Consider the following 25616-nt stretch of genomic DNA (forward strand, 5'->3'; position numbering starts at 1 on the left):
CTACGGCTTGCCTTCTGCGGCCGTACGCGCGTGGTCGACCATGCCCCCGACGAATACGCCAAGGTCGCGCACCTCCTGTCCTGCGACGTCGTGGCCGAGGTCGCTGTAGACGCGCTCGTCGACCGAGAGATGCGTCGCACTGAACTCCGCCGTGCGCCGGATCGCCGACCCGGGGATGACCGAGTCGTGCGCGCCGCGCCCCCAGAATACCGGCGGCCGAGTGAGGGCAAGCTGCCGATCGCCGGGCTGGGCGTCGTCGACGACGAAGCCTCCGAGCTGGATGCCGTAGGCGAACTCGGCCGGGCGCCGGCGCATCAGTTGGAGGGCCATGGCCCCGCCTTGCGAGAACCCCATCACGCCGACGGAGCGGAACCGCGGGAGGTCGTCGTACCAGGCGAGCGCGGCGTCGACGGCTGCGTTGGCGACCTCGGGGCGCGGGTCGCCGATCGGGTTTCCCGAGCTCGGGAACCAGGCGTATCCGCCCGCCTCCGCGATCGGAGCGCGGAGGGAGGCGATCGTGAGCTCCTGTGGAAGTCGGGAGCGGAGGGCGAACAGGTGCCGTTCGTCATAGCTCCAGCCGTGCATCATGATCAGCAGATCGGAGTCCGGGTCGGCCTTGCTGTGGGACCACAGCACGGCGTCCGGGTCGAGAGGCGGGTAGTTCGACGTGCGATTCGAGATCATGGTCAGACCAGAAGTGCCCCACCGTCCACCGGGATGGACGTACCGGTCATGAAGGACTGGGTCATCGAGTACAGGAACGCGTGCGCGATGTCGTGAACCTCGCCGACGCGGCCGACCGGGAGGATCTCGGCCTGCTGCTGGTACATCGCCTGCTGGTCCTCGGCGCTCATTCCGCTCCAGAGCGGGCTACGGACGATGCCGGGCTCGACCACGTTCACCCGGACGGGAGCCAACTCGACTGCGAGGGCGCCGGCGAGGCTCGTCGTCGCGCCGCACAGGCTCGACGCGACGGCCCAACCGGAGCCGGGCCGCGTGCGGGCAGAACCCGACGTGAGCGTGATCGAGCCGCCCGGTCGGATGTATTCGGCCGCAGCGCTCACCGAGTTCAGGGCGCCGAAGAACCGCACCTGGAAGAACCCGCGCGCACGGTCGATGTCCAGTCCGTCGACCGGGAGGAGGCTGAGCGGCTCCCCGGCGGTGTACGCGAGGTGGTCGAAGGGGCCGACTTCGGCGAAGAAGGTCTGCACGTCGGCGGAGTCCAGGACATCGACCGTCCGCCCGGTAGTGCCGGCGGACAACTCGCCGAGTGCCGCATCGATGCTCGACTGACGGCTGGATGCGACGATGACCTCTGCACCTGCGTCGACCGCAGCGTGAGCGGTCGCCAGACCAATTCCGGAGGTGCCGCCGATGACGACGACGCGCTTTCCATTGAGAGACATAGAGTTCCTTTCGTTGAGCCGCATCGAGCATCCCTCGCTCGGGTAGCTCCCGTCCAAGACCTCTTTCGGGCGCAGTGACACCTAACGGGTATCACCGCCTGTGGGAGACTATCTCCGTGAACGCCGACCTGGATCTGCGGAAGCTGCGTTACTTCGTCGCGGTCGCCGAGGAGTTGAACTTCGGCCGCGCCGCCGAGGTGCTGATGATCGCGCAGCCCGTGCTCTCCCGGCAGATCCGAGCGTTCGAGTCGGAGCTGGGGGTGCGGCTGTTCGTGCGCGACACCCGGGGAACCGAGCTCACCGACGAAGGCCGGCTGCTGTATGAGGAGGCCGACGCGCTCCTCGCATCCGCCGCGGCGGTCCGGCGCCGGGTCGCGACCGCTGCACGGGGCGAGTCGGAGTTCACCGTCGGCTTCATGCCCGGCTTGATGATCACGACGGCCGTACGCGCGTTCCAACGCGTGCACCCGGACGTGACCGTGCAGGTCATGCGCACGAGCTGGGACGACCAGGTGCGGGTGCTCCACGATGGCCGCGCCGACGTCAGCTATCTGAGAAGGCCGTTCGAGGCGGCAGGGCTGACGACCGAGTTGCTGTTCTCCGAGCCGCGCGTGGTAATGCTGCCCACCGATCACGAACTGGCCGCCGCATCCGGTGTGACGATGGCCGACATCGCAGACGAGCATCTGCTCCAGGATCCGGCCGCCGTACCGGAGTGGGCGGGCATCGCGGCCGAGATGCGACGCCGACGCGGTCCGGGGCGTTCGCCGAGCCGGACCGTCGAAGAGAAACTGGAGCTCGTGGCCGTGGGCAGCGGGATCGCCATCCTGCCCCTCTCGACCGCGCGCTTCTACCGCCGGGCCGATGTCACCTTCGTCCCGGTGTCAGACCTGCCGCCGACGGATGTGCTCCTCGGCTGGGAGAGGAGCAGGCGGTCGCGCCTCATCGAGGCCTTCATCGCCACAGCTCGCGACGCCGAACACGACCTCGGTGAGAACTGATCCGCACGACGGGTACATCGGAAGCGGAGTGCGCTCGGGGAATGCACTCCACCAGCGAGAGTGATACCCCGAGCACACCGCTCCGGGCCGTCCCGCGCTCGCATCGGGCGTGCGCGGAGCCGGCTCGAATGGGGAGCGCCCGCCGATGATCGGGCCCTCCCGTCCTTTCACGGCTCTGTCATGGCGCCGCAGTCTGGGGCGGGCGGGGAGCGTCTGCCATTACCGTCCGGATCGACGCCGCGGCCAGCATGCCGAGGCCGATCAAAATGAGGGTGACAAGCCCGGTCGAGGGCCCATGAACCGCTACAAGCTGAGCATTCACGGTTGTCGTGATCGCCTGCCCGAGGATCATGCCGGCGTTCATGATGGTCATCACGGTGCTGGAACGACCTGCGGGCGCGCCGGCCGCTGCAAGGCTGAACAGTGTCACGATGGTAAGGCCAACTCCGATACCCGCGCCGAAATACCAGGCGGCCAGCACGATTGAATCGACCGACGTGGATGCACCGACCATGGCGATGAGCAGGATTCCAGCGCCGGCTATCCAGCGCCAGGTGAGTCGGAAGCGGCTCGGCAGCAGGCCGGCGCCGAAGGCCACGCCGCCGGCTGCAATTCCCATCACGCCGTAGATGAGCCCCGCCTGAGCCGGATTGCCGGCTCTGCTCGCGAACCCGGTCAGGGTGGTCAGGGACCCTCCCCAGAACGCGCCCATCATCAGCATTCCTACGAGAACGACGGCGGCGCGCCGTGACAACACATCGCGGAGGGGCGCAGCAGGTGCGGCCTGCCGCGGAGCCCGGGCGGCGGCATGGGTGGGATGGAGGGCGAAAGCGATCCCGAAGCCTGCGGTCACGAATGCGGCCAGCAGCAGTGGGGCAGCCGGGAAGAGTGTGCTGGCGAGAAGTGCCACGAGGAGGGGCCCGATGATGAAGGTCAGCTCGTCCGCCGTCGACTCGTAGCCCATTGCCCACGTCAGAGCCGCCTCCGACCGCCCTCGGGCCAGACCGATCCACCGGGCGCGCGCCATGGGGCCGATCTGCGGGGAAGTGCCGCCGGCCGCAACCGCGACCAGAAGCAGCGCCCAAAGCGGTGCTCCCCCGATGGTCAGAACGACAAGGCCCGTCAAGGCGATCGCATTTCCGATACACGCTACGAGCACGACAGGCCGCTGGCCCCAGCGGTCGGCGGCGATCCCGATCACCGAGGCCACAAAGGCCGACGTGAGGCCGAGCACGCCGGAGACCGCACCAGCCTCGGCGAGCGAGCCGCGGATCGCCGTGATCATCGTGATCGAACCGATCAGCGTCATCGCGAGCGGTAGCCGTGCGAACAGCGCGATTGGGAAGTACGGCAGTCCGGCGGACGCGATCAGCGACCGTACACCGCCCCCCGCGGCCGGGTCAGTCATCGACGCCGCCTCCCGCAGCGGACGCGTCCTCGAGCTCCCGCCGCACGCCAAGAGCCAGATCTCGCGCACGTGCCCGGGCCGTATGGATGCGTTCCTCCGGGCGCCCGGTTGCGTCGTGGGTGTCGATGTAGGCCTTCAGCTTCGGCTCCGTGCCGGACGGTCGCACGATGACCCTCGACCCGTCGGCCAGCCGGAAACGGAGCATGTCGGTCGGTGCGAACTCCCGCACGTCGTGGAGGAAGTCGTCGATCCCCACGACTCCAGCCCCGCCAAGCTCCCGCGGTGGACGGCGGCGTAGCTGGGTCATCGTCTCGATGATGTCGCTCACATGAGGGGTTCGTATCGACACTTGCTCCGAGGCGTGCGCGCCGAACCGGTGAGCGGCTTCGAGCAGCCGGTCGCTCAAGGAGCGCCCCTCTCGCTTGAGCCGGGAGGTCAAGTCCAGGACGGCGACCGCCGCCGATATGCCGTCCTTGTCCGACACTTTGGCGGGGTCAACCAGGTAGCCGAGCGCCTCCTCGAATCCGAAGATCAGGTCAGGAACGCGTGCGATGTGCTTGAAGCCGGTGAGCGTCTCCACGAAGCGGAGCCCGTAGTCGCCTGCTACCTGCCTAAGAGCCGGCGAGCTCACGACGGAGGAGGCCAGCGTCCCCGTCTGACCGTGTGCGCGAGCCCGTTCCGCGGCCGCCCAACCCAGCAGCAAACCCACCTCGTTCCCGGTCAGCCGACGCCAGCCCTCGTCCTCGGGCACGGCGACCGCGAGCCGGTCGGCGTCGGGGTCATTGGCGATGATGAGTTCGGCCGAGCGTTCTGACGCAAGCGCATAGGCGAGATCCAGCGCCCCCGGTTCCTCCGGATTCGGAAACCGCACGGAGGGGAAACGCGGATCGGGGTGCTGCTGTTCGGGGACGGGGATCACGGAAGAGAAGCCGGCCGCAGAGACCACCTCATCGACGGTCTTCCAGCCCACGCCGTGCATCGCGGTATAGACCACACCCATCGCCACCGGGGATTGAGTGACCTGCGAGGAGGTGATCGCAGCATATTTCTGACTCACCCATGCCGGGACGAGGTCGAATTCGGACGAGAGCGAAATCACCGCGTATGGCAACGTGGCGGCGGTGCTGATGTGCGCAGAAATCTCCTGGTCGACGGGTGCGACGATCTGCGCGCCCTTGTGCGGCCCGCCAAGGTAGACCTTGATGCCGTTGTCGCCGGCGGGGTTGTGACTGGCTGTCACCATGACGCCCGCTGTGGTGTCGAGTTCCCGGACGGCGAAGGCGAGCAGCGGCGTCGGGCCCATTCGTGCGAACAGGTAGGTTGTGATCCCTGCCGCTGCCATGATCTCGGCGGTGTCGATGGCGAAGGCGTGCGAGTTGGTGCGCCCGTCGAAGCCGACGACGACCGACGGGGAGTCGGAGGTGGCGGTGAGGTAGGCGGCGAGTCCTGCCGCGGTGTGGGCGACGGACACTCGGTTCATCCGGTTCGGGCCTGCTCCCAGCGCACCGCGCAGGCCGGCGGTTCCGAATTGTAAGCGTCCGGAGAATCGGTCCCGGAGCTCCGCCCATGCGGCGGCTGAGCCCTGGCGTGCCCAGTCGAGCAGCCTGGTCAGCTCCTGCCGTGTGACCGGGTCCGGGTCGTTGTGCAGCCACCACTCGGCGCGGGCGAAGGTGTCGTCAGGGATCATGCGGCAGCCCCGACCGTGTGCACGATCTCGGCGAGCAGCGGGCCGAGGCGGCCTTCTGCTGACGCGCCGGCTTCAAGGACTTCCTGGTGGCTGAGCGGCGCGTCCTGGATTCCGGCGGCGAGATTGGTGATCAGCGAGATCGCGAGGACTTCGAGTCCGCACTGGCGTGCCGCGATGGCTTCGAGTGCGGTCGACATGCCGACGATGTCCCCGCCGATCGCACGCACCATTCCGATCTCGGCGGGTGTCTCGTAGTGGGGCCCTGGCAGTTGCACGTAGACGCCCTCTTCGATGCCCGGCCGGATCGATCTGACCACATCGCGCAGGCGGGGTGAGTAGAGGTCGGTGAGGTCGACGAACTCCGCGCCGACGATGGGCGAGGTGGCGGTCAGGTTGATGTGGTCGCGGATCAGCACGGGCTCGCCGGGGGCCCAAGAATGGTTGAGACCGCCTGCCCCGTTCGTCAGGATGAGCGTTGAGGCGCCGGCGGCGGCCGCAGTGCGCACTCCGTGTACCACCGCCGCGACTCCCTTTCCTTCGTATAGGTGGGTCCGCGCGCCGATCACGAGGACGTGCTTCCCGTCGGCCAGTCGGATCGAGCGAAGCCGCCCCGAGTGACCGGCCACACCCGATGCGGTGAACCCGGGCACCTCCGCCGCCGGGACATCGGCGACGACGTCTCCGATCAGCTCTGCAGCAGACCTCCACCCCGAGCCGAGGGTGATGGCGATCTCGTGCCGGGCGACACCGGTGATCTCGGCGAGCACGTGCGCGGCCTCGGCGGCCAGGTCTGAGGGTCGCGCATCAGTCACGCGTGCTCCCGCCGTCGACGTTGAGGATCTCGCCGGTGATGGAGCGCGCGGCGACGGAGGCCAGGAACACGATCGCGGCCGCCACTTCGTTGGGCTGCTGCATCCGCTTGGTCGGGATCCCGGACACGAACGCCTCCCGCTGGTCCTCGAGCGAGAGCCCAGTCTGCGCGGCGACCTCGGCGATGACCTGCGCGATCATCGGTGTGTCGACCGTGCCGGGTGCGATGCCGTTGACGGTGATCGCGGGGGCGAGGTCTAGGGCGGCCGCCCGAGTGAGCCCGATCAACGCCGCCTTCGAGGTCGTGTAGTCGACCTGGTTGCTGAAGCCGTGCTTACCGGCGACGGAGGTGATGTTGATGAATGCGCCCTCCCTGCCCTCGTCGGCCAGGCGCCGGGCGATCTCGCGCTGGATGACGTAGGGGCTGGTGAGGTTGATGTCGAGCGTCCGCCGGAAATCGTCGGTGTCGACCGCGAAGGTGGGACGGGCCACTTGGAAGCCGGCGGCGTTCACGACGATCTCCGGGGTGCGTTCGAGTGCCGAGAGTGCGCGCTCGACATCGCTCGTGTCAGCGAGGTCGACGATCTGGGAGGTGACCCCCTCGCTGTCGGTGGGGAGGCGGTCCCACGCGTAGACGGTCGTAGCGCCGGCGTTCAGCAGGGCGGCGGTGATGGCACGGCCCATACCGCCGGCCGCTCCGGTGACGAGCGCTGTCCTCCCGATGAGGGTGAATCCCAGGGGTGCCTGATTGCTGTTCACTATCGTGTTTCCTTCCACGTGTTGGTCTGTGCGGACAGCCGGATGGCGTCCATCGCCAGTGCGTTGCTGAGCCCGTCGACGAAGGTGGCGACTCCGCGCTCCTCAGCCTCGCCCGCGTAGATCGCGGCGATGCTGCGCTCGAGTGAGGCGGTGGGCGCATCCAGGCCGAGCGTCCGCAGACCGGAGGTCTTGTCGCCGAGGCGGAGCAGGTTGGGGTGCCCCGAGGTCCAGACCGCCGACCCGAGTGTGCCGTCGACGCGCAGCTCGATCTCGTCGAACGAGCCGTGGGAGAGCTCGGTGCCGTAGACCTGTCCGACGGCGCCGGAATTGAAGCGCAGCAGCGCGGCGAAGAGGTCGTCGTTGGGCGGGTCCACCCGGCCGGACGCCGAGCCGGTGTCGTAGTCGCGCTCCCCCATCGTCGACAGGAGGGCGCTCGCCTCGGCGATGTGGTCGCCGAGGACGAACTCTGCAAGATCGAGCCAGTGCGAGCCGATCTCGGTGACGGTGCGCGTGGGGCCCACCTGCTGCGGGTCGTACCGCCAGTCGAGTCCGCTGGGATTGGCGTTCCACTGCTGGCGGTAGTGCCCGAACACCGAGACGGGGGTACCCAGCTCTCCGCCGCCGATCGCGGCGCGGAGCAACTGGATGCCCTCGTCCTGGCGCCGGTTGAAATTCAGGAAGTGGGCGACGTCGTGAGACTGCACGTACTCCAGAGCTTCGGAGGCGAGCTCGCCGGTCGGGGCGAGCGGCTTCTCGCTGAGGATGGCGAGGCCCCGCTCCGCAGCCTCCCGAATGGGGTCGAGATGGTTCATCGGCGTCGAGCACACGTGAACGTGGGTGACGCCAGGAGTGTCCAGCGCCTCCGCCAGGGAGGGCGCGGAGACAGCGTCCCAGTCGGCCGCGAACCGGTCGCGGTTGGCCCGGTTGGGACTCCAGACGACGGCGGGGCGGATCCCGAGCTCTGCCAGAGCGCGCGCGTGACTGACGGCGATCATCCCGGACCCGATGATGACGGGGCGGATGGATGTGTTCTTCATGGTGCTCCTGTCGGGATCGGACGTCAGTAATCGACTCGGGCGGTGTTCGACTTCCACGCGTCGAACGGCGTCGCCCGCCCCGGGAGGGGGTGGGATTCGACCGGCGTCTCCCAGCTGTCGCGATCGCGGGCGAAAAGGTCGTAGAAGGCGAGGTCGTCGAAGCCGCCGTCGGCCGCGTCGTAGCGGTCGGCGGCGAAGACCACCCTGTCCACCCGCGCCCAGAGGCTGGAGGCCAGGCACATCGGGCACGGTTCGCACGAGGAGTAGAGGGTCAGCCCGGAGAGATTGAAGTCGTCGCGCAGGCGGCCCGCCGCGCGCAGGGCGACGACCTCGGCGTGCGCGGTGGGGTCGTTGTCGCGGGTGACGCGGTTCTGGCCGACCGAGACGACGGTGCCGTCCGCGTCGACGAGGACGGCGCCGAACGGGCCGCCGCCGGCGGCGACGTTCTCGGTCGCGAGCCGCACCGCGTGCTCGAGGTGCGCCCGGTCTGACGGGGACAGTGGGGTGGAGGAGGGCATGGCTGTCTTTCTCTTGTGCGGTGCGTCAGTCGCGGAGTTCCGCGAAAGTGGCGATGTTCCCGCCGGCGCGCTTGGTGATGTAAGCGGCGACGGTCACGGCGAGGATCGTGAGGATGTAGGGGATGGCGAGCAGGAACTCGGTCGGCAGGCTCCAGCCCTGGACCTGAGCGAGGATGCCGAGCGCGTTGGCGACGCCAAAGAAAGCGCACGCTCCCACGACTCCCCACACCGTGCCTCCACCGAAGATGAGGGCGGAGAAGGCAAGGAAGCCTCGGCCGGCGGTCATGTCCTGGCTGAAGGAGTTGAGGCCGCCGAGCGAGAGCTCGGCGCCGCCCATCGCGATCAGGACGCCTCCTGCGGCGATGGCCCAGAACCGCACCGTGGTGGGCGACTGACCGGCGCTGCGCGCTGCGAAGGGGAACTCGCCGACTGCGTTCATGACCAGCCCGGCCTGGGTCCGGCGGAGCACGACCCAGACGATGAGGGCGACGACAGGGAGGATCCATACCAGGATGGACATGCCCGCCATGACCTGCATGGGGCCACCACGGGCCGTCGAGGGGATGGGCTCGGGAAGCGAGACCGGCGAGGTCGCGGTCGCCTGGGAGCCATACAAGACGTTGAGCATGAACACCGTGAGCGCCAGCCCGACTGTCGACAGGCCGATGCCGACGATGATGACGTCGCCTCTGAGGATGGTGATGCAGAGCCAGTAGACGATGGATACGGCCACGGTGACGGCCGCCGTGATCAGCAAGGTCAGGGCGATGCTGCCCGTGGCCTTGGCCGAGGCGACCGCGGTGAACGCGGCGATCGCCATGAGGCCTTCGAGACCGAGGTTGAACACGCCGACCCGGTAGGCCAGGAGGCCGCCCAGCGCCACCCAGAGAAGTGGGGCTGCGTCGCGGATTGCGGTGGCGAGGAACTCATACATCTGCTGTCTCCGCTGCTGTCGGGGAAGGTTCGGTTGCGTTCTGATCGGGTTTCGGGACGCGGGCTCGCTTCCGCCAGACGCTGCGCACCTGGAGGGTGATCAGCACGGCGATCAGCCCCTGGATGAGGTCGAGGGCCGAGCGGGGGATGTCGGAGACGGTCGGGAGGTACTGCAGGGCGGCCTGCAAGCCCCCGAAGAGGAGTCCGGCGAGGACCACGCCCGGCACGGTCAGCATGCCGACCAGGGCGACGAGGACGGCGGTGAAGCCGATGTCCGGCGAGAAACCGGCGACGAGCCGGCCGGCGGGGCCGAGCACGTCGAGGCTGCCCGCGAGTCCGGCAGCTGCGCCCGCGGCGCCGAAGCAGACGAACGCGAGCCGGCCGGAGGAAGCACCCTGCCATCGGACGACGACCGGATTACGGCCGAGCAGTTCGGTGGTCAGGCCGCTGCGGGTGGAGGACGCCCACACCCAGACCAGGACGACCGCGAGGATGGCGACGATCAGCAGTGTCGGGGAGACGCCGAGCCCGTTCGAGACTCGGGCGTCTTGGGGGAGTGCCGTGGTGGATGCGACGGCGCTGGACCCGGCCTTGTCGCGGAGCGGGCCGCCGGCGACGTATTGCACCAGCAGCACGGCGATGAAGTTGAGCATCAGCGTGGAGAGCACCTCGTCGGTGCCGAACACGACCTTCAGCACGGCCGCGATCAGGGCCCACACCGCACCGCCGGCCATGCCGGCGAGCGCGCAGAGCACGCTCAGCAACGGCCCGGGCGCGGGGACGGCGAGACCCACCACGGTGGCGGTGAGGGCGCCGACGTATATCTGTCCCTGCGCTCCGACGTTGAAGAACCCGGCGCGGAAGGACACCAGCACGCCTAGTCCGGCGATGACAAGCGGGATGGTCCAGCGCAGCGTGTTCTGCAGCGCGCCGGGGGCCGAGATGGCGCCCTGCACGGTCCCGCTCCAGATGGAGGAGACGTTGTAGCCGGAGACCAGGAAGACGAGGGAGCCGAGGGCGAAGGCGGCAATGACCATCGCCGCCGAGCGCCCGAAGGCGGAGAGCCTATGCATGAGCCGCACCGACCATTTCCGTTCCGATTTCGATGAGGGAGGCGGTCGGCGGCATCTCTGCCACGATGCGGCCGCCGCGAAGGACCAGGATCCGCGTCGAGAGCGCGCGGAGTTCGTCGAGGTCGCTGGAGACGAGGAGGACCGCTCCCCCGCGGCCGGCGATGTCGGCAAGTGATTTCTGAACGAAGGCGATGGCGCCGATGTCGAGCCCGCGGGTGGGCTGGGCGGCGAGGACCAGCCGAGCGTGCTCGTCGATCTCGCGGGCGAGGATCGCACGCTGGACGTTGCCGCCGGAGAGCTGCCCTGCGGACTGGTCCACCGACCGGTACGCGACGCTCCAGGTGTCCAGGCGTGCGGCGACCGCCGCGCGTAGCTTGGACCGGTTGATGAAGCTCTTGGTCTGCATGAGGACGTCGGAGATAGCGACGTTGGCCCAGAGCGGGCTGGTCGAGCTGACCCCTTCGAGATTGCGCTCGAACGGGACGGCCCTGACTCCGGCCCGGCGGCGACCGACCACCGGCATGTTCCCGATCTCCCTCCCGTCGAGCGTGAGCGAGCCCGTGACCGGCGTGAGACCGACGATCGCCTCGACGAGCGAGCGCTGGCCGTTTCCCTCCACCCCGGCGATCCCGACGATTTCGCCCGGACGCAGCTCAAGGTCGATGCCGGCGAGGGCCGCGTCCGTGGAGGAGTCCTTCGTCAACAGGCCGGTGGCCCGCAGCAGCGGCTCGGCGTCGGCCGGCGGCGTTGCAGAGCTGTAACTGACTCCGCCGCTGTCGACGACCTCCACCGCGTCGTGGGCGGCCTGCCTGCCGATGATGTGCTTGGCCACCGTCTCGGGCGTGAGCTCGCCGGCCGGAGTCAACGGAAGCGAGACCCTGCCCTTCTCGAGCACTGTCACCGTGTCGGCCACGGCGAACACCTCCGCCAGCTTGTGCAGCACCACGATGATGGTGAGACCTTGTGCGGCGAGACCCCGGATGCGCTCGAACAGCGCGGGGATCTCGCTGGCGGGAATGGCGGCGGTGGGCTCGTCGAAGATCAGCACCCGGGCGGCGCCGACCAGGGCTCGCGTGATCTCCAGCGACTGGCGCTGCGGGACCGACAGGTCGCGCACGCGGGTGCGCACATCGAGCCCGAGGCCTGCCTCGTCGGCGAGTCGCTGCCAGTGCCGCTCCAGCTTCCGGCGCGAGTAAAGGGGCTTCGGGTCGGCGGCGAAGAGTTCCAGGCACTCGGCGATCGTCATCGACGGCGGCGAACTGAAGTGCTGGTGCACCATGTCGACGCCTTGCTTCCGTGCTCCCACGACATCTCCGGCCTGGAGCCGGTCGCCGTCGAGCGAGACCGTGCCGTCCGTAGGCTCGTAGAGCCCGCAGACGACGCGGGCGAAGGTCGTCTTGCCTGCACCGTTCTGACCGACGACCGCATGGACGGCCCCCGGCTCGAAGCTGACGTTGACATCGGAGAGGGCGGCGAAGTCGCCGAACCTCATGGTGACGTCTGTGACGTCGAGACGGGGGCCGAGCATGACGGATGACCTCATCGTTTCAGCGGAGGGATGGGTGGGTTGCGCGACGGCGTCAGATGCCGTCGGTGTCGTACGGCACCTTCACGGAGCCATCGACGATCTTCTTCTTCAGCTCGTCGAGCTTGGGCTGGAGAGCCTTCACCTCGGCAGCACGGTCGGAACCGCCGTTCAGGAAGCTGTCGGCGATCTGCACCCCGACCAGGTCCTTGTCGAGCGACGCGGCGTAGGTGCCGAGAGACTTGCCGGACTTCAGAATCTGGGTGACGGCCTCTTTGAGGGCGTCGCCGAACCGCAAGTAGGTCAGGCCGACGACCGTCTTCGGGTTCTGCTGAGCGACCGAGGCGGAGGCGTCCGTGAAGACGAGGGCGTTGGCGGTGGCGGCCGCCTGGATGATGCCGACCGAGCTGCCACCGGCGTCGGTCTGCAGCAGGTCCGCCCCCTGGGAGATCATCCCGAGCGCGATGTCACGAGCCTTGGACGGGTCGGAGAAGGAGCCGACGATGCCGCTCAGCACCTTCACATGCGCGTTCGCGGCCTCGGCGCCGGCCTTGTAGGCGTGGTAGTTCGCGTAGAGGAGCGGCGAGCCGGCGCCGCCGATCCACCCGACCGTGTTCGATTTCGTCAGGGTGCCTGCCGCGTATCCCGACAGGTACAGGGCCTTGTAGACGTCGAAGCTCACCGTGGTGAGATTCGGGATCGCCTTCTTGGGCGGGTCGGCGAAGATGTGGACGAATTGCGTGTCGGGGAAGTCCGGGGCCACGCCGTTCAGCGCGTTCGTGATGTCGGGGAACGCCCCCGCGATCACGTTCGCGCCCGACTGCGCCACGTTGCGGATCGAGCTCTCGTAGCCGGACGGGTCGGTGGACTCGACGTACTTGGTGTTGACGCCGTCCGCGGTCTTGATCTTCTTCAGCCCGGCGACGAGGTCGTCGACGCCCGAATCGTCACCCGCGGCCTGGGTGGAGACGAACGCTACGGTTTTCTTGCCGCCCGCCTCTCCCCCTGCGCTGCTCGAGCAGCCGCTCAGAGCGAGCGAGGCGACGGCGATGGCGGCGACCGCTGTGGCCGCCATCCGAATCTTCTTGGTCACTGTGGTGCTCCTATTCCTCGTTGAACTCAGGAGGCAGAAGCGGCGCGGGGATGGGGCTCATTCATCGGGCTGAGCTGCGCCGTTTCATCCGAGTGAGAACGAAGCTATTCACGTTATGCGTATAACGCAATACGTATAACGCGAAGATCTTTGTGCCCTTCGAAGAGCCGCGCGAGACTCTACGGGATGGTCACCATCCCGGTCGACGCCCGGGGGATGTACTGCGTGGCCACCGCGATCTCTCGCACGTTCCCCTCCGTCACAAGGTCTTTGAGCGCCTGGCCGGCGGCAGCCCCGATCGCCACAGACGGCAAGCGGATCGAACTCAGAGCCGGGTCGACGATCGCCGCCGCATCCGTGTCATTGAACGCGACGAGCGAGAGCTCGTCCGGAATCAGCAGGTTCATCTCCCGAGCGGCCCGGATGACCCCGAATGCGTGACGATCGTCGGCGCATAGGACCGCTGTGACGCCCGCAGCCCGCCATTCGGGCCACTTCTGCGCGAACCGTCCGGCGATGGCCACCATGTCCAGGCTCTCCAACCGCAGGTCGGGTCCGACCACCTTGAGCCCGCGCGCCTTGAAGGCGGCGACCACGGCGGCCCGGCGGCTGGCCAGGGTGAGCGAATTGGCCACGAAGGACACATAGCCCACGCGACGATGGCCGAGACGATGAAGATGCTCCGCCACCTCCCGAAGGCTTCCCTCGAGCTCGAAGCTCACCCGGGAGGCGCCCGGGGGCGCCTCGGGCGAGTCGACGAGCACCGCGGCAGCGCCCACCTTCCCGATCGCCTCCACTTCGGCGGCGGACGGGCTGGCCAGGATGACGCCCGTCGTATCCGCGAACACCGAGCTGCTGACCACGTTGGGCCGGTCGGGATGGGCACGGCCCGGCCGGGAATCGTGGAACGTCAGCTCCCACGCGTCGTCGAGCACTCCCCCGACGCCCTCCAGGATCGACCCGAAGAAGTGATACGAGAATCCCGGGAAGATGAACGACACCGATCGCGACGACCCGGCGATGAGCCGGCGGGCGGTGCGATTCGGGACATAGCCGAGGTCGGCGACGGCCTTGGCGATGCGCTTCTGGAGCTCATCGCTGAGCCGGCCTTCGTGCTTGCCGGTGACCCAGAGCGAGACGGCTGCCTGCGAGCAGCCGGCCGCCCTGGCCACGTCGATGGAGGTCACACGGCGCGCCAGATGCGGCAGCGGGTCGACCTGCGTCATTCGAATGGACTCCTAATCGGCCGCCGGGCGGCGGAGGAAGTCGCGCAACGACTCGACGATGAAGGCGTGGTCGAGCTCGGGCGGGAGACCGCTGACCGCGATGGTGCCCACCACGCCGGCCCCGCGCACCGTGAGCGGGAACCCTCCCCCGCTGCCCGAGTAGAGCCGGGCGTCTACCCAGGGTGCCGTCTCGAGCGAGAAGGGCGGGTTGTAGAGCGGGAATCGCAGACCGGCGAGGTACGTGCTGGTGCCCCATTCGCGGACCGTACCCTTCTTGCGCTCGATCCACTTGTCGTTGTGCGCGGTCGTCCCGGGGAGCGCCGCGCGGAAGACGTCCTGCTCGCCGAGGGCGACGTCGATGACGATCCCGAGTCCCGCCTGTGCCGCACGGTCGCGAAGGTGCGTCCCGAGCTCCCACGCGAGATCGTGGTCCATCCGCTCGAATTGGAGTTCGCGCTCGTGTGCCTCGAGCACCGCGATCAGCTCCTCGGCATCGCTCATGATGCTGCACCGATCGAATCGACGGAGCCGTCTCTCAGCGCTTCGGGACGAGTCATGTGACGAACCTACTATGGCGGCGGCGGCCGCCGGACGCGTTCAGCGTGCAGCGCTGCGCGCGTGCCGCTCCTCCTGCAGCTGTCGCCGCAGCGGGGAATACGACGCCGTCGGCCTGAGCTCGACCCGGTCGGGCGGGAGCTCCCTTCCGTCTTCTCCGATGAAGCCGACGTGCACGGACGCCCCCGTCTCCGCATCCACCCGCGTCAGGCTCGGGCCCGCATCGGCGGGGACGTGGCGGTCGCCCCACTGCTGCAACGCCGAGAGGGCGACGAACAGCTCAGCGCCGGCCTCGGTTAGCCGATACTCGGAACGACGTCTCTCGCCGGGCTCCTGGTAGTCGACCTTGACCATCACGCCGTGCTCCACAAGCATCGTGAGCCGGGCCGTCAGGACGTCTGCGGCTACCCCGAGACTGCGGCGGAATTCCTGGAACCGCGTGAAGCCTTCCAGGGCGTCACGAATAATCAGCAGCGTCCATCGTTCACCCAGCACGCCCAGGCTCCGCGCGATGGAACAGGTGTCGTCCTCCGGTAGAGCTCCCATCGTTCGAGTGTACCTGAGTTGTTGCAACCCACTGAGGTGAGCTAGGTTGGATCAAACGACTCAGATGGAGGAGCGGAAAATGAAGCTCGAACGAACGACAGCAGTGGTTACCGGAGCGAATCGCGGACTGGGGCGGCACATCGCCCAGCAACTGCGCGACAGGGGTGCGAACGTCTTCGCCGGAGCCCGCAACGTCAACTCGGTCGATCTCGCCGGCGTCACGCCCGTGCAGTTGGACATCACCGACCCGGCCTCCGTTTCCGCCGCGGCTGCCATTGTTGGCGACGCAGCGATCCTGGTGAACAACGCGGGCGTCGTCACCGGATCCTCGCTGCTGGGCGGCGAGCTCGCCAACATCCGCCACGAGTTCGAGACCAACTTCTTCGGTACCCTTGGCGTCACGCGGGCTTTCGCACCGCAGCTGGGCGAGCACGGGGAGAGCTACGTGCTCAACATCCTGTCCGCGTACTCCTGGCTCAACGTTCCCTTCATCGGCGGATACAGCGCCTCCAAAGCGGCGCAATGGTCCCTGACCGACGGTCTCCGCCAGGATCTCGCCGGCCAGGGCACCCGGGTCGGCGGACTCTACGTCGCCCTCATGGACACGGACTTCTCCCGAGTGTTCGACGCCCCGAAGGAGGACCCGGCGGACGTCGCGCGTCTCGCCGTCGACGCCATCGAGAACCGCCTCTTCGAGGTCTTCGCCGACGAGCAGAGCCGGAGCATCCGCGCGGGGCTCCCCGGCGGAGTAGCCGCCCTGTACCCGGCCCTGTCGTAGGAGGACCCGGCACAGTGAGCAATCCGCATCTCCCCGAAGTGCCTCCCCCGCTCACCCGGCGGCGTGGGGCAGGCACGGACAGGCATCGGCCCGGGCAGCTGCCACCGCGAGCACGCATCCTCGCGGCGGCAGCGCACCTCTTCATCCGGTACGGCGTGGGAGCCGTGGGAGTCGATCGCATCGCACAGGAGGCGCGCGTCTCCAAACGCTCTCTCTATCAGCACTTCCAGACGAAGGATGCGCTGGTGGCCGCCACACTGAACGAGGTCGGATCCACCGTGTTCGCGCAGTTCTTCGACCCGGACGGCGCCAGGACGCCGCGTCAACGCATCCTCGACGTCTTCGACGCCCTTTCGGAGATCGCAGACGACGAGTACTACGGATGCCCCTTCGTCAACATTGCGACCGAGGTCCGCAGCAGAGAACATCCGGCCGTGCTGGTCGCACGACATTACAAGGACCTCTACACCGCCTACTTCGAGCGTGAAGCGACCGCGGCGGGTGCAGACCACCCGCACCAACTGGCCCAGCAGTTCACCCTGATGTTCGACGGCGCCGCGGCCCACGCCGCGCTCTACTCCGGGTTCCCCGAAAGCGCACGGTCGGCCGTCGTGCACCTGCTGGACACCGCCACGGGGACGAAGGACGTAGCGCCTCCGCTGAATGAGCCCGTGAAGTAGTCGGCCCTGCCTGCAATCAGGTCCGCGCGGTGCCTGGACTCGCGGCAGGCCATATCCTCGCCGAGGTTGCCGTAGACATGACGAACGCTTCCTGTACGCGCTCCGGCCACGCCTGCTCGCATGAGGAATCACTGCTCGGACAGCGCACGCTGATCGCTGGCCATACCTGAGTTCAGCTTTCGCTGGATTGTTGCCAGAGGTTGAGGCCGAGGTCGATGGCGTGTTTGTCGATCTCGGTGAGCTCGTCTGGGGTGAGGGTGAGGTTGCGGGTGGTGCGGAGGTTGTCCTCGAGCTGGGCGACGCTGGAAGCGCCGACCAAGACGGAGGACACGGTCGAGCGTCGCAGTGCCCACGCCAGCGCGAGCTGCGCCAGTGTCTGACCGCGGCCCTCGGCGATCGTGTTCAGCGCCCGGACGTGCTCCAGGTTCTCCTCGGTCAGGAAGGCGTGCCGCATCGATCCGTTATTGGCGGCGGCGCGCGAGTTCGCGGGGACGCCGTTCAAGTACTTCGCGGTCAGCAGCCCCTGGGCGAGCGGAGAGAAGGCGATGATCCCGACGCCCAGGTCGTCGGCGACATCGATGAGCTCGTTCTCGATCCATCGGTTGAACATGGAGTACGACGGCTGATGGATCAGCAGCGGCGTGCCCAGCTCGGCCAGGATGTGCGCCGCTTCCCTGGTGCGGGCCGGGGAGTAGCTGGAGATCCCCGCATACAGCGCTTTGCCGGAGGCCACGGCCGTTTGCAACGCCCCCATCGTCTCCTCCAGCGGGGTGTCCGGGTCGAACCGGTGCGAGTAGAAGATGTCGACATAGTCGACGCCCAGCCGTTTCAGCGACTGGTCCAAGCTCGCAAGAAGGTACTTCCGCGATCCCCACTCCCCATACGGTCCGGGCCACATGTCGTAGCCGGCTTTCGTCGAGATGATCAGCTCGTCCCGATACCCCCGGAAGTCCCCAGCGAGGATCCGCCCGAAATTGATCTCCGCGCTCCCCGCCGGAGGCCCGTAGTTATTCGCCAGATCAAAGTGCGTCACACCCGCATCGAATGCGCGCCGAATGATCGCCCGCGGCGACTCTATCGACGTCACATCTCCGAAGTTCTGCCACAGCCCCAACGACACCGCCGGTAACCGCAGTCCACTCCGCCCTACCCGCCGAAACGGCATCTCCTCATAACGATCACCAGCAGCAACAAAATCAGACAATCTGCAATCCTCTCTGCATTGATCACAGGCCGACGCGGAACCCCGCGACATCGGCCGGGAGCCGGCGACGGCTGCGCTCCCTCTACCGAGGAGTAACGTGTTATACGTATGACGTCAAGTCTCTTTTTTGGACGGCCAGTGCACCCGGCGCGAGTGAACTTCAAAACGGTACGACGCATGCTTGGGCACGCGTCCGCGGAATGAAATTGCGTCCGAATCGCTCTGGAAACCAAAGAACGGCGGCTGTTCATCAGCCGCCGTTCCCGGTGTTTTCAACCTACGTAGCGAGGGCGGGACTCGAACCCGCGACACCACGATTATGAGCCGTGTGCTCTAACCACCTGAGCTACCCCGCCGTGGCATCCCCACGTCGCGAGACGGGAGACGGAGCCCCCTGTGGGAATCGGACCCACTACCTCTTCCTTACCAAGGAAGTGCTCTACCAATGAGCTAAGGGGGCGTAACCGGGCGCCGGCCGGAGGGCCAGACGTTTTCGGCAACCGTACGAGGATACCATCCAGCGCGGTGTGCTCCGTACCATTGCGGGCGCCCAGGACGCCCGGCGCCGTCCCCCTGGGTCAGGCGGCTTTCGCGGCCTCCGATGCGCCGTCGAGCGCCTCGAGCTCGTCGCGGGACAGCTCCAGCTCGACCGAGGCCAGCAGGTCAGGCAGCTGCTCGATGGTGCGAGCGCTCGCGATGGGTGCGGTGATCGTCGGCTGGGCGGCCAGCCAGGCGAGAGCGACGGATGCGACCGACGCGTCGTGCGCGGCGGCCACCTCGTCGAGGGCGGCGAGGACCGAGCGGCCCGTCTCGTCGAGGTACTTGGCCGCGCCGCCGGCGCGAGCGCTGTCGACGGTCACGCCGTCGCGGTACTTGCCGGTGAGGAAGCCGGCGGCCAGGGCGAAGTACGGCATGACGCCGAGGCCCTCGCGCTCGGCGATCGGGCGGTACTTCGTCTCGTACGCCCGCTCGACCAGGTTGTAGTGGGGCTGGAGTGCGACGGCGCGGTGCAGGCCCTCGCGCTCGGTGATGCGGAACCACTCCTCGATGCGCTCGGGCGAGTAGTTGGAGATGCCGATGTAGCGGACCTTCCCGGCGTCGACCAGTCCGGACAACGCCGCGACCGTCTCCTCCAGCGGCACGGTCTCGTCATCGAAGTGCGCGTAGTACAGGTCGATGTACTCGGACTGCAGGCGCTCCAGCGACGCATCCGCCGCGCGGCGGATGTTGTCGGCGGCGAGGCCCTTGAACTCGGGATGCTGGCTGACCTTCGTCGCGAGCACCACCTGGTCGCGGTTGCCGCGGGCGTCGAACCACTCGCCGAGGATCCGCTCCGAGTCGCCGCCCGTGTTGCCCGGAACCCACGCCGAATACCCGTCAGCCGTGTCGACGAAGTTGCCGCCGGCCGCCGCATAGCGGTCGAGCACGTCGAACGAGGTCTCTCGGTCGGCCGTCCAGCCGAAGACGTTGCCCCCGAGCGAGAGCGGGTAGACCTCGAGGTCGGACGAACCGATGGCGCGGCGCGGTGCAGTCATGCTGATCTCCTTCTGTTGCGTGTCTCTGACGGTAACGCGGTCGTCCGACACCTATTCCGGCTCTCCCTGAGGGTGTGGAAAGATGGGGCTCCGCACGTACTGTGGACGGGTGCGAACCGCCGACGACCCCCGCCGCGAGCTCAGAGCCGACTGCTCCCGCTGCGTGGGCCTCTGCTGTGTCGCGCTCGCCTTCGCCCGCTCCGCCGACTTCGCCTTCGACAAGCCGGCCGGCGACCCCTGCGTCAACCTCGACGGGGATGATCGGTGCCGCATCCATCCCCACCTCCGCGAACGCGGCTTCAAGGGATGCACGGTCTTCGACTGCTTCGGCGCCGGTCAGCAGGTCACGCAGCACACCTTCGACGGCGCGAGCTGGCGGGATGACGCGCAGACTCGCGACGCGATGTTCGCGGTCTTCCCGCTCATGCGCCAGCTGCACGAGCTTCTGTGGTTCGTCGAGGAGGCGCTGGCGCTGCCCGCCGCGGAACGCCTGCATCCCGCACTCCGGCGCACTCGCGCGGAGGTGCGGTCGATCGCGGACGCGCCCCCGGCCGAGATCCTGGCGGCCGACATCGAAGAGGTCCGCGCCCCGGCCGCCCAGCTGCTCCGCGAGGCAGCACGGCTCGCGCGCGAAGTCGGCGACATCGGCACCGGGCCGATCCGGGGGGCGCGGTCGCGCATCCGCCCCGGAGCGGACCTCCTCGGCGCCGACCTCCGCGGGGCCGATCTGCGGGGTGCCGAACTGCGCGGCGCCCTCCTCATCGCCGCCGACCTGCGCGACGCCGACCTGTCGCGGGCCGAGCTCATCGGTGCCGACCTGCGCGATGCCCGTCTGGACGGCGCCGAGCTGCGCGACGCGATCTACCTCACGCAGGTGCAGGTGAACGCCGCCCAGGGCGACCGACGCACCCGCCTGCCCGCGACCCTCGGCCGCCCCGCCCATTGGACCTGAGGCCCGAGCACCGAGCCCGAGCACCGATCGCACGTAACACGTGCAAACGCTTCCAGCCCACTCGCTATACTCCCCCTGTGCACGGTCACATCCGCGGCACTGGCGGAAGCAAGCGCTTCCACCACGAGCGATTCCGCAGGAGGTGGCATGCCCGGCATCGATGACGTCGCGCGGGCCGCCGGAGTCTCCACCGCGACCGTCTCGCGTGCGCTCAGCGGCAAGGGGCCCGTATCGGCACCGACCAGGGCCCGCGTCGTGCAGGTGGCATCCCGCCTCGGTTACGTCGTGTCGTCCGACGCCTCGAGCCTCGCCTCGGGGCGCACACGCAACATCGGCGCGGTCGTCCCGCACCTCAACCGCTGGTTCTTCACCTCCGTCATCGAGGGCGCCGAGCGTGTACTGCTGCGCCGCGGCTACGACCTCACCCTCTACAACCTGAGCGGTGACGGCGAAGAACGCCGTCGCGTGTTCGAGGACCACCTGCTGCGCAACCGAGTGGATGCGGTGTTCACCGTCTCGCTCGAACTGGCCCCGGACGAAGTCGGCCGCCTCCTCGCGATCGGCAAACCCGTCGTCGGCGTGGGCGGCCCCCTGCCGGGAGTCGGCACCCTCACCATCGACGACGTCGCCGTCGCGCGCCTGGCCACCGACCACCTCATCTCGCTCGGCCACCGCCGGATCGCCCACATCGGCGGTTCGCACGAGTTCGACCTCGACTTCCACATCCCGACGAGCCGGCGCGCGGGCTACGAGCAGTCGCTGCGGGATGCGGGGCTCCCGGTCGAGGAGAGCCTGCACCGGGCGTCCGACTTCACGATCCCCGGCGGATACGACGCGGCCAAGCAGCTGCTCGGTTCGCCCCACGACCGCCCCACCGCGATCTTCGCCGCGTCCGACGAGATGGCGATCGGCGCCATCCTCGCCGCCCGCGACCTGGGGCTGAACGTTCCGCGGGACGTCTCGGTCATCGGGATCGACGACCATCCGCTCGCCGACTTCTTCGGCCTCAGCACCGTCGCCCAGCATCCCGTCGGGCAGGGCGAGCACGCCGCGGCACTGCTGCTCGCCGCACTGGAGCTCCCGCGTCGGGCCGCCGGCGACGAACGCCCCGAGCCCATCAGTCACACCGCCCCGGCGGACCTCATCGTGCGGGCCAGCACCGCCGTCCATCCCTGTCCACCACCGAATCGAAACGAACACGAGGTGACCACCATCGTCACAACGACCCCCGTCCCCGGAACGACCCCCGGCTCAGCGCTCTCGCCCTCGGCCCCCGGCCGCGAGTGGTGGCGCTCCGCCGTGATCTACCAGGTCTACCCGCGCTCCTTCGCCGACTCGGACGGCGACGGGATGGGCGACCTCCCCGGCATCACGCGCCGGCTCCCCGCGCTGCGGGCGCTGGGCGTCGACGCCGTCTGGCTGTCCCCGTTCCAGACCTCGCCGCAGCGCGACGGCGGCTACGACGTCTCCGACTACCGCGACGTCGACCCGCGCTTCGGTACGCTCGCCGATTTCGACACGATGCTCGGCGACGCGCACAGCCTCGGCCTCCGCGTCATCATCGACATCGTCCCGAACCACTCCTCCAGCGACCACGTCTGGTTCCAGGAGGCGCTGGCCGCCGGTCCCGGAAGCCCCGAGCGGGCGCGGTACATCTTCCGCGACGGTGAAGGCGAGAACGGCGACCTGCCGCCGAACAACTGGGAGTCGATCTTCGGTGGCGCGGCCTGGACGCGCGTGACCGAGGCGGACGGCCGTCCCGGCCAGTGGTACCTGCACCTCTTCGACAAGTCGCAGCCGGACCTCGACTGGGAGAACCCCTGGGTGTGGGATCAGTTCCGCGACATCCTGCGCTTCTGGCTCGACCGCGGGGTCGACGGCTTCCGCGTGGATGTGGCCCACGGCATGGTGAAGGAGGCGGGCCTGCCCGACTACACACCGCCCGCCAACATGGGCAGTATGGGCGGCGGCGCACCGACTCTGGAGACCGGCGGCATCCCGCTCGAACCCGAGATCGCGGCGCACGCCGACCAGGACCCGCCCACTCCGCCGTACTTCGCGCAGGACGGCGTCCACGCGATCTACCGCGACTGGCACAAGGTCCTGGAGGAGTACGAGGGCGACCGCGTGCTCTGCGGCGAGGCCTGGGTGGAGCCGCTGGACAAGCTGGCCCGCTGGGTGCGGCGGGACGAGATGCAGCAGACCTTCAACTTCGCGTACCTGGAGACTCCGTGGGACGCGTCCGCTCTCCGCAGCGTGATCGACCGCTCGATCGCGGCCTTCAGCAGCGTCGGGGCACCGAGCACCTGGGTGCTGTCGAACCACGACGTGGTCCGCCACGCCACTCGTCTGGCGCTGCAGGGCGAGAACCTGCAGGGACACGGGATCGGGCCGAAGTCGCAGGGGCTGCCGGACCCGGTGTTCGCGCTGCACCGCGCGCGTGCGGCGACCGCTCTGATGCTGTCGCTCCCGGGGTCCGCGTATCTCTACCAGGGCGAGGAGCTGGGTCTGCCCGAAGCGATCGACCTCCCCGATGAGGCCCGCCAGGATCCGACGTGGTTCCGCACCAACGGCGAGCGCTACGGGCGCGACGGCTGCCGCGTCCCCATCCCGTGGGAGGGCGAGACCGCGTCCTACGGCTTCGGCCCAGGCGCAGCGAGCTGGCTGCCGCAGCCCGCGACGTGGGCCGCGTACACGCGGACGTCGCAGGAGGGCGTGCCCGGTTCGACCCTGACCATGTATCAGGATGCGCTCGAGCTGCGCCGCCGGCACGACCTCGCGTTCCAGAACCCCGAGTGGATCGACCTGGGCGGCGAGACGCTCGCCTTCCGTTCCGGAGACGTGACCGTGGTGGTCAACTTCGGCACGGAGCCCGTCGGTCTGCCCGAGGGCGAGCTGCTCCTCGTGAGCGGTGCACTGGAGGATGGGATGCTGCCGCGGGACACCACGGCCTGGCTGATCTGAGCCGTCACTCCCAGTCGGCGTAGAACGGCTCGACGCGGGGGTGCAGGCGTTCGAAGAGGTCCGGCGCGGCCGCCACCAGCAGGCGGCGGTCCGCCGGGCCTTCTCCGATTCCAGCGACGCGCGCGCCGGCCTCCTGCGCGATGAGGGCCCCAGCTGCGTGATCCCACGGGTTCAGACCACGCTCGAAGTAGCCGTCGAGCCGCCCTGCGGCCACCGAGCAGAGGTCGAGTGACGCCGCTCCGATCCGGCGGATGTCGCGGACCTCGCCGATGAGCTCCTGGACGAGCGTCGCCTGCTTACGGCGCACCTCGGCGTCGTAGCCGAATCCCGTGCCGACGAGCGCGAGCGACAGGTCGACGCCCTCGTTCACGTGGATGCGCGCTCCGTTGAGCTGCGCTCCTCCCCCGGCGTGCGCGGCGAAGGTCTCGCCGGCGATCGGGTTGACGACGGCGCCGGCGAGCGCTCGCCAGGTCGAGGGTTCGGGGTCGCCCTCGACCACGGCGATGCTGACCGCCCACGCCGGAATGCCGTAGAAGTAGTTCACCGTCCCGTCGATCGGGTCGACGACCCACGTCAGTCCGCTCTGGCTGCTCCCGCCGCCGGACTCCTCTCCGAGGAACCCGTCGCGCGGACGGGTTGCGGCGAGTGTGTCGCGGATGAGCTGTTCCGTCTCGCGGTCGGCGCGCGTGACGATGTCGCTCAGCGACGACTTCGACGCGGCGATCTCCACGCCGTCGCGCCGGCGCTGCAGTGCGAATGCGGCGGCACGGCGCGCGACGGTGGTGGCGATCTCGCGGAGTTCGGCGTTGGAGGTCATGCGCCCAGCCTGACAGATAGGGGAGGGCGCATCCCCTGCATGTCGGCCTAGAGTCAGCCCCGGCGGCACCACGATCCGACACGGACCCCGTCTCACGTCATGACGCGGGTCATCCGACTCCGACGACATCGAGAAGAACGGGACAGATCATGACCACTCCGGACCACGACTTCACCGGCCTGCGGGCCCTGTTCATCAACGGCACCCTGAAGAGGTCGCCGGAGGTCAGCAACACCGAGGGCCTCATCGACGCGAGCGCGGGCATCATGAGGCAGCACGGCGTCGAGGTCGAGGTGCTGCGCGCCGTCGACCACGACATCGCTACCGGCGTGTACCTCGACATGACGGAGCACGGTTGGGCGACCGACGAGTGGCCGGAGATCCACAGACGCGTCATGGCCAGCGACATCCTGGTGCTCGCGGGGCCGATCTGGCTCGGCGACAACTCGAGCGTCACCAAGCGGATCATCGAGCGCCTCTACGCCGGGTCGAGCGAGGTGAACGAGGTGGGGCAGTACTCGTACTACGGCCGCGTCGGCGGCGCGATCATCACGGGCAACGAGGACGGCATCAAGCATTGCGCGATGGACATCCTCTACTCGCTGCAGCACATCGGCTACACGATTCCTCCGCAGGCCGATGCGGGATGGATCGGCGAGGCCGGTCCCGGCCCCTCCTACCTCGACCCGGGCAGCGGCGGCCCGGAGAACGACTTCACCAACCGCAACACCACCTTCATGACCTGGAATCTGCTCCACACCGCGAAGCTCCTGAAGGAGAACGGCGGCATCCCGGCGTACGGGAACCAGCGCACCGCCTGGGATGCCGGTGCGCGCTTCGACTACCCGAACCCCGAGTACCGCTGAAGATGGCGGCTGCCCCTACCGCGTTCCGGAGGGGTGTCGTTCCGTCGGAGGTCTGAGGTGGAAGGCCCCCCTCCGACGCTGAGTCCGCTGCACACCGACAACAAGAGCCCGGCCGATGGCCGGGCTCTTGTTGACACAGGGGTGGCGAGTGAGGGATTCGAACCCCCGAAGTCGTAGACAGCTGATTTACAGTCAGATCCCTTTGGCCGCTTGGGTAACTCGCCATTGGCGCTCCCGACCACC

24 protein-coding genes, 3 tRNA genes and 1 pseudogene are annotated in these 25616 nt (G+C 68.6%); 7 read left to right on the forward strand and 21 right to left on the reverse strand.

Features of this window, described 5'->3' with window-relative positions; all coding sequences use genetic code 11:
• On the reverse strand, nt 1-684 hold the full coding sequence (locus tag QRN40_RS04855) for an alpha/beta hydrolase (protein WP_285114373.1): 684 nt from the start codon (nt 682-684) through the stop codon (nt 1-3).
• Between the two features lie 2 nt (nt 685-686).
• The gene (locus tag QRN40_RS04860; protein ID WP_285114374.1) at nt 687-1406 is read right to left on the reverse strand and encodes an SDR family oxidoreductase; all 720 of its coding nucleotides are present in this window, start codon (nt 1404-1406) and stop codon (nt 687-689) included.
• A gap of 116 nt (nt 1407-1522) precedes the next feature.
• Between QRN40_RS04860 and QRN40_RS04865 the strand changes: the two genes are divergently transcribed.
• Nucleotides 1523-2407 (forward strand): LysR family transcriptional regulator, encoded by an 885-nt coding sequence (locus QRN40_RS04865; RefSeq protein WP_285114375.1) that lies wholly within the window; start codon nt 1523-1525, stop codon nt 2405-2407.
• 178 nt (nt 2408-2585) lie between these two features.
• Here the strand turns inward: QRN40_RS04865 and QRN40_RS04870 are convergent, their stop codons facing one another.
• The 13 genes from QRN40_RS04870 to QRN40_RS04930 form a co-directional block, all read right to left on the reverse strand.
• A complete protein-coding gene (locus QRN40_RS04870; RefSeq protein WP_285114376.1) occupies nt 2586-3815 on the reverse strand; it encodes an MFS transporter in 1230 nt (409 codons plus the stop codon).
• Nucleotides 3808-5502: a phospho-sugar mutase gene (locus QRN40_RS04875; protein ID WP_285114377.1), complete on the reverse strand. Its 1695-nt coding sequence runs from the start codon at nt 5500-5502 to the stop codon at nt 3808-3810. Before QRN40_RS04875 ends, QRN40_RS04870 begins: the two co-directional genes overlap by 8 nt.
• The gene (locus QRN40_RS04880) at nt 5499-6314 is read right to left on the reverse strand and encodes a purine-nucleoside phosphorylase (protein ID WP_285114378.1); all 816 of its coding nucleotides are present in this window, start codon (nt 6312-6314) and stop codon (nt 5499-5501) included. Before QRN40_RS04880 ends, QRN40_RS04875 begins: the two co-directional genes overlap by 4 nt.
• Nucleotides 6307-7071 carry an SDR family NAD(P)-dependent oxidoreductase gene (locus tag QRN40_RS04885; RefSeq protein WP_285114379.1) on the reverse strand — a complete coding sequence of 255 codons (765 nt, stop codon included), beginning with the start codon at nt 7069-7071 and terminating at the stop codon, nt 6307-6309. The genes QRN40_RS04880 and QRN40_RS04885 overlap by 8 nt, the downstream gene beginning before the upstream one ends.
• Nucleotides 7071-8108 (reverse strand): Gfo/Idh/MocA family protein, encoded by a 1038-nt coding sequence (locus QRN40_RS04890; protein ID WP_285114380.1) that lies wholly within the window; start codon nt 8106-8108, stop codon nt 7071-7073. The genes QRN40_RS04885 and QRN40_RS04890 overlap by 1 nt, the downstream gene beginning before the upstream one ends.
• 23 nt (nt 8109-8131) lie before the next feature.
• Entirely contained in the window at nt 8132-8626 is a 495-nt protein-coding gene (locus QRN40_RS04895; protein WP_285114381.1) for a nucleoside deaminase, read from the reverse strand.
• A gap of 25 nt (nt 8627-8651) precedes the next feature.
• The gene (locus QRN40_RS04900; protein ID WP_285114383.1) at nt 8652-9560 is read right to left on the reverse strand and encodes an ABC transporter permease; all 909 of its coding nucleotides are present in this window, start codon (nt 9558-9560) and stop codon (nt 8652-8654) included.
• Complete coding sequence (locus tag QRN40_RS04905) at nt 9553-10632, reverse strand: ABC transporter permease (RefSeq protein WP_285114384.1); 1080 nt, start codon at nt 10630-10632, stop codon at nt 9553-9555. The genes QRN40_RS04900 and QRN40_RS04905 overlap by 8 nt, the downstream gene beginning before the upstream one ends.
• On the reverse strand, nt 10625-12175 hold the full coding sequence (locus QRN40_RS04910; protein WP_285114385.1) for an ABC transporter ATP-binding protein: 1551 nt from the start codon (nt 12173-12175) through the stop codon (nt 10625-10627). The genes QRN40_RS04905 and QRN40_RS04910 overlap by 8 nt, the downstream gene beginning before the upstream one ends.
• Nucleotides 12176-12212: 37 nt before the next feature.
• On the reverse strand, nt 12213-13250 hold the full coding sequence (locus QRN40_RS04915) for a BMP family ABC transporter substrate-binding protein (RefSeq protein ID WP_285114386.1): 1038 nt from the start codon (nt 13248-13250) through the stop codon (nt 12213-12215).
• A 179-nt stretch (nt 13251-13429) separates the two neighbouring features.
• Entirely contained in the window at nt 13430-14476 is a 1047-nt protein-coding gene (locus tag QRN40_RS04920) for a LacI family DNA-binding transcriptional regulator (protein WP_285114387.1), read from the reverse strand.
• A 12-nt stretch (nt 14477-14488) separates the two neighbouring features.
• A complete protein-coding gene (locus QRN40_RS04925; RefSeq protein WP_285114388.1) occupies nt 14489-14977 on the reverse strand; it encodes a heme-degrading domain-containing protein in 489 nt (162 codons plus the stop codon).
• 96 nt (nt 14978-15073) lie between these two features.
• A complete protein-coding gene (locus tag QRN40_RS04930; protein ID WP_285114389.1) occupies nt 15074-15577 on the reverse strand; it encodes a winged helix-turn-helix transcriptional regulator in 504 nt (167 codons plus the stop codon).
• A 79-nt stretch (nt 15578-15656) separates the two neighbouring features.
• On the opposite strand from QRN40_RS04930, the gene QRN40_RS04935 reads away from it, so the two are divergent.
• A complete protein-coding gene (locus QRN40_RS04935) occupies nt 15657-16355 on the forward strand; it encodes an SDR family oxidoreductase (RefSeq protein WP_285114390.1) in 699 nt (232 codons plus the stop codon).
• A 14-nt stretch (nt 16356-16369) separates the two neighbouring features.
• Nucleotides 16370-17035, forward strand: a complete 666-nt coding sequence (locus tag QRN40_RS04940; protein ID WP_285114391.1) for a TetR/AcrR family transcriptional regulator — start codon at nt 16370-16372, stop codon at nt 17033-17035.
• A 172-nt stretch (nt 17036-17207) separates the two neighbouring features.
• Here the strand turns inward: QRN40_RS04940 and mgrA are convergent, their stop codons facing one another.
• The 4 genes from mgrA to QRN40_RS04960 form a co-directional block, all read right to left on the reverse strand.
• On the reverse strand, nt 17208-18239 hold the full coding sequence (gene mgrA, locus QRN40_RS04945; protein WP_285114392.1) for an L-glyceraldehyde 3-phosphate reductase: 1032 nt from the start codon (nt 18237-18239) through the stop codon (nt 17208-17210).
• A 282-nt stretch (nt 18240-18521) separates the two neighbouring features.
• Nucleotides 18522-18595: transfer RNA gene (locus tag QRN40_RS04950), tRNA-Met, on the reverse strand.
• 32 nt (nt 18596-18627) lie between these two features.
• Nucleotides 18628-18699: transfer RNA gene (locus tag QRN40_RS04955), tRNA-Thr, on the reverse strand.
• Nucleotides 18700-18817: 118 nt separating this feature from the next.
• The gene (locus QRN40_RS04960; protein ID WP_285114393.1) at nt 18818-19774 is read right to left on the reverse strand and encodes an aldo/keto reductase; all 957 of its coding nucleotides are present in this window, start codon (nt 19772-19774) and stop codon (nt 18818-18820) included.
• Nucleotides 19775-19883: 109 nt separating this feature from the next.
• Between QRN40_RS04960 and QRN40_RS04965 the strand changes: the two genes are divergently transcribed.
• The 3 genes and pseudogenes from QRN40_RS04965 (at nt 19884) to QRN40_RS04975 (ending at nt 23690) form a co-directional block, all read left to right on the forward strand.
• On the forward strand, nt 19884-20726 hold the full coding sequence (locus QRN40_RS04965; protein ID WP_285114394.1) for a pentapeptide repeat-containing protein: 843 nt from the start codon (nt 19884-19886) through the stop codon (nt 20724-20726).
• Nucleotides 20727-20873: 147 nt separating this feature from the next.
• A pseudogene (locus QRN40_RS04970) lies at nt 20874-21875 on the forward strand (LacI family DNA-binding transcriptional regulator); the annotation flags it as partial.
• A gap of 54 nt (nt 21876-21929) precedes the next feature.
• Nucleotides 21930-23690 (forward strand): glycoside hydrolase family 13 protein, encoded by a 1761-nt coding sequence (locus QRN40_RS04975; protein ID WP_285117441.1) that lies wholly within the window; start codon nt 21930-21932, stop codon nt 23688-23690.
• Nucleotides 23691-23694: 4 nt separating this feature from the next.
• Here the strand turns inward: QRN40_RS04975 and QRN40_RS04980 are convergent, their stop codons facing one another.
• On the reverse strand, nt 23695-24507 hold the full coding sequence (locus tag QRN40_RS04980; RefSeq protein WP_285114395.1) for an inositol monophosphatase family protein: 813 nt from the start codon (nt 24505-24507) through the stop codon (nt 23695-23697).
• A gap of 149 nt (nt 24508-24656) precedes the next feature.
• On the opposite strand from QRN40_RS04980, the gene QRN40_RS04985 reads away from it, so the two are divergent.
• Nucleotides 24657-25373 (forward strand): flavodoxin family protein, encoded by a 717-nt coding sequence (locus tag QRN40_RS04985; RefSeq protein WP_285114396.1) that lies wholly within the window; start codon nt 24657-24659, stop codon nt 25371-25373.
• A gap of 142 nt (nt 25374-25515) precedes the next feature.
• On the opposite strand, the gene QRN40_RS04990 is transcribed toward QRN40_RS04985, so the two are convergent.
• Nucleotides 25516-25597, reverse strand: a tRNA-Tyr gene (locus QRN40_RS04990).
• Nucleotides 25598-25616: the final 19 nt, after the last annotated feature.

Source organism: Leifsonia sp. fls2-241-R2A-40a (genome assembly GCF_030209575.1).
Lineage (GTDB): Bacteria > Actinomycetota > Actinomycetes > Actinomycetales > Microbacteriaceae > Leifsonia.

Bases quoted from the DNA above. Each gene is read 5' to 3' on its own strand.
- QRN40_RS04855 (WP_285114373.1), bottom strand. From the start codon at position 684: ATGATCTCGAATCGCACGTCGAACTACCCGCCTCTCGACCCGGACGCC.
- QRN40_RS04860 (WP_285114374.1), bottom strand. From the start codon at position 1,406: ATGTCTCTCAATGGAAAGCGCGTCGTCGTCATCGGCGGCACCTCCGGA.
- QRN40_RS04870 (WP_285114376.1), bottom strand. From the start codon at position 3,815: ATGACTGACCCGGCCGCGGGGGGCGGTGTACGGTCGCTGATCGCGTCC.
- QRN40_RS04875 (WP_285114377.1), bottom strand. From the start codon at position 5,502: ATGATCCCTGACGACACCTTCGCCCGCGCCGAGTGGTGGCTGCACAAC.
- QRN40_RS04890 (WP_285114380.1), bottom strand. From the start codon at position 8,108: ATGAAGAACACATCCATCCGCCCCGTCATCATCGGGTCCGGGATGATC.
- QRN40_RS04895 (WP_285114381.1), bottom strand. From the start codon at position 8,626: ATGCCCTCCTCCACCCCACTGTCCCCGTCAGACCGGGCGCACCTCGAG.
- QRN40_RS04900 (WP_285114383.1), bottom strand. From the start codon at position 9,560: ATGTATGAGTTCCTCGCCACCGCAATCCGCGACGCAGCCCCACTTCTC.
- QRN40_RS04905 (WP_285114384.1), bottom strand. From the start codon at position 10,632: ATGCATAGGCTCTCCGCCTTCGGGCGCTCGGCGGCGATGGTCATTGCC.
- QRN40_RS04910 (WP_285114385.1), bottom strand. From the start codon at position 12,175: ATGAGGTCATCCGTCATGCTCGGCCCCCGTCTCGACGTCACAGACGTC.
- QRN40_RS04920 (WP_285114387.1), bottom strand. From the start codon at position 14,476: ATGACGCAGGTCGACCCGCTGCCGCATCTGGCGCGCCGTGTGACCTCC.
- QRN40_RS04925 (WP_285114388.1), bottom strand. From the start codon at position 14,977: ATGAGCGATGCCGAGGAGCTGATCGCGGTGCTCGAGGCACACGAGCGC.
- QRN40_RS04930 (WP_285114389.1), bottom strand. From the start codon at position 15,577: ATGGGAGCTCTACCGGAGGACGACACCTGTTCCATCGCGCGGAGCCTG.
- QRN40_RS04935 (WP_285114390.1), top strand. From the start codon at position 15,657: ATGAAGCTCGAACGAACGACAGCAGTGGTTACCGGAGCGAATCGCGGA.
- QRN40_RS04960 (WP_285114393.1), bottom strand. From the start codon at position 19,774: ATGACTGCACCGCGCCGCGCCATCGGTTCGTCCGACCTCGAGGTCTAC.
- QRN40_RS04980 (WP_285114395.1), bottom strand. From the start codon at position 24,507: ATGACCTCCAACGCCGAACTCCGCGAGATCGCCACCACCGTCGCGCGC.
- QRN40_RS04985 (WP_285114396.1), top strand. From the start codon at position 24,657: ATGACCACTCCGGACCACGACTTCACCGGCCTGCGGGCCCTGTTCATC.